The 2,645-nt window shown below is 26.2% G+C and carries 3 protein-coding genes; 2 read left to right on the top strand and 1 reads right to left on the bottom strand.

The annotated features are described in order from the left end of the window. Window positions 1–204: 204 nt before the first annotated feature. Both CD147_RS12420 and holA read left to right on the top strand, forming a co-directional pair. A complete protein-coding gene (locus tag CD147_RS12420) occupies window positions 205–1,113 on the top strand; it encodes a ComEC/Rec2 family competence protein (RefSeq protein ID WP_276308080.1) in 909 nt (302 codons plus the stop codon). An 80-nt stretch (window positions 1,114–1,193) separates the two neighbouring features. Beyond that, the gene (gene holA, locus CD147_RS11765; RefSeq protein ID WP_103167626.1) at window positions 1,194–2,168 is read left to right on the top strand and encodes a DNA polymerase III subunit delta; all 975 of its coding nucleotides are present in this window, start codon (window positions 1,194–1,196) and stop codon (window positions 2,166–2,168) included. Window positions 2,169–2,210: 42 nt separating this feature from the next. Here the strand turns inward: holA and rpsT are convergent, their stop codons facing one another. Continuing rightward, window positions 2,211–2,462 (bottom strand): 30S ribosomal protein S20, encoded by a 252-nt coding sequence (gene rpsT / locus CD147_RS11760; RefSeq protein ID WP_103167625.1) that lies wholly within the window; start codon window positions 2,460–2,462, stop codon window positions 2,211–2,213. Window positions 2,463–2,645: the final 183 nt, after the last annotated feature.

Here is a 2,645-nt window from a genome sequence, read left to right as displayed (position 1 = left end):
GGTTTATTTTCTAATATAATATTCGTACCTTTATATAGCTTTGTTATATTTCCATTAGCTATATGTAATTTTATAGTTTATCATTTCGTTAACAATATAACTTTGTTAAATATAATAACTAATAAGGTATTTAAGTTCCACGACTTATTATTGGATTTATTTCTACCTTTTCAAAAATTGCGCCTATTTATAACTTTCCATTCTATGTTAGAACTTTTTATTTACTTTATTTTAATCTTTTTTATTATCTTATTTGTATGCCATAAAAGACTTATATATAGTTTGCTAGTCATTCTATTATTTATTATTTGTATATGTATCTTTACTAAACCTAGTTCTTCAACTATTACATTTTTAAATGTCGGGCAAGGGGATAGTTTAATATTTCAAACTAAAAACCAAGAGACTGTTATGGTAGATACCGGTGGGACAGAAAATAGTACCGAAGAAAATTATCAAATTTCAAAACATCATATTATGTCTACACTTAAGTCCAAAGGCGTAAACACGATTGATTATTTAATCATCACACATCCTCATGCGGACCATATGGCTGAATTGCCGTATTTAGCAAAACATCTAAAAATTAAAAAGTTAATGATATATTTAGCTAGTTATCCACCAAATAAACTGTTTAGGATTGAACAAATATGCCATAGCAATCATATTCAATTAATAGATGCTTCGCGTATTAATACTATTAATTTAAACTCTTCTACTATTCATTTTTTTCATACTTATATTCCTACTAGCAACGATAAGAACGAACAAAGTGTTATTCTTTTAATAGACTATTTAAAATACAAGATATTACTGATGGGAGACGCTACTAAAAATAATGAAAACATATTAATACAAAAATATAATCTACCGAAAATCGACATTTTAAAGGTAGGTCATCACGGTAGTAAAACTAGTAGTTCTGAACAATTTCTAAATATAATCCGTCCATCTATCAGTATAATATCAAGTGGTAAACATAATAAATATCCTCTACCTAATGAGGAAACAATTGAAAAGTTAAAATCATTCAACAGTAAAATTTATAATACTCAAAATGATGGAGAAATTACAATTGACCTAGATAGAGATTTAAAAATATCTTTCAAATAAATCATAGTTAAGTAGTGATTATCACAATTCGCATGATATAATATTTTAACGCTTTATATTTTGAAAGGATGCTCGTTAACATGAGAAATAACGTAGTAGCTGTTTATGGTGAAGTACCAGAATTAGTAGAAAAGAAAAGTAATGAACTAGTAAATGACTTTTTAGAAGAAGGAAAAGATGACTTTAACTTCATTAAATTCAACCTATATGAAACTAACATATCTTCAATTATAGAAGAGGCTTTAACTTTGCCATTTATTTCTGAGAAAAAAGCAATTGTGGTTAAAAATTCATTTATGTTTACCGGCGAAAAAGTTTCTAAAGAAATAACGCCTAATACTGATCAAGTTATTGAGTTTTTAGAGAAGTATGATGGTAATAATCTTTTAATCTTTGAAATTTACCAAAGTAAATTAGATGAACGAAAAAAATTAACAAAAACATTAAAAAATACTAGTAAGCTTTATAAAGTTGAACAAATGTCTGAACAAGAAATGAAATCATGGATTCAGAATAAATTACATGAAAATTATAAAGACATTAAACAAGATGCTTTAAATTTATTTATTGAGTTAACAGGAATTAATTTTAATGTTATATCACAAGAATTAGACAAGATCATTTTATTTTTAGGGGATAGAACAACAATAAATAAGAATGATGTTAGCTTAATTATTAACCGTAGTTTAGAACAGAATGTATTTTTACTAACAGAATATATTCAAAAGGGTGATAAAAATAAGGCCATTCAGCTTGTTAAAGATTTGATAATAATGAAAGAAGAACCAATTAAATTATTGGCATTAATCACTAGTAATTACCGTCTTTATTATCAATGTAAAATTTTATCAAGAAAAGGCTATAGTGGCCAACAGATTTCTAAGACAATAAATGTGCATCCTTATAGAGTCAAATTAGCTCTCGGACAAGTAAAACATTATCAACTCAATGAGCTACTTAATATTATTAATCATTGTGCAGAAACAGACTATAAACTTAAGTCTTCCTATATAGATAAGCAATTAATTTTAGAGTTATTAATACTTGCACTATAAAAGCAATAAAAAAGTTCAAGCGCTAGGCTTGAACTTTTAAAATTATTTACTTGATGACATTAATTTTGATTTAATGCGATCAGCTTTGTTTGAATGAATTAAGTTACTTTGTGAAGCTTTATCAACTGTTTTGATTGCAAAGTTAACTAATTCAGCTTTATTATCAGCATTATTTTCAATCGCTGTTTTAGCTCTTTTTACTGCTGTACGCATCGTATTTTTTTGTGAAATATTACGAGCTTCAGCATTATTAGTTGTTTTCACACGTTTAATAGCAGATTTAATATTTGGCATTACTGTCACCTCCTAAAAGTGATCTTAAGCATATCAAATTTTGTTTTGATTACAACAAGAAATATTTTATCAAAACAAAGGTGTTTGTGCAATCATTAATTATAGCTTACTAGTGATTATTATTATTTAAATAGTATTAGCTATTGGAATGCAAAACTCAACACTTTATAATTATATTATAAC

Source organism: Staphylococcus devriesei (assembly GCF_002902625.1).
Classification (GTDB): domain Bacteria; phylum Bacillota; class Bacilli; order Staphylococcales; family Staphylococcaceae; genus Staphylococcus; species Staphylococcus devriesei.
The sequence above is the reverse complement of the archived record's forward strand: the minus strand, read 5'-3'. Positions and strand labels throughout refer to the sequence as shown.

Excerpts from the sequence above, each read along its gene's own strand:
- rpsT (WP_103167625.1), bottom strand. The coding sequence starts at position 2,462 with ATGCCAAATATTAAATCTGCTATTAAACGTGTGAAAACAACTAATAAT.
- CD147_RS12420 (WP_276308080.1), top strand. The coding sequence starts at position 205 with ATGTTAGAACTTTTTATTTACTTTATTTTAATCTTTTTTATTATCTTA.
- holA (WP_103167626.1), top strand. The coding sequence starts at position 1,194 with ATGAGAAATAACGTAGTAGCTGTTTATGGTGAAGTACCAGAATTAGTA.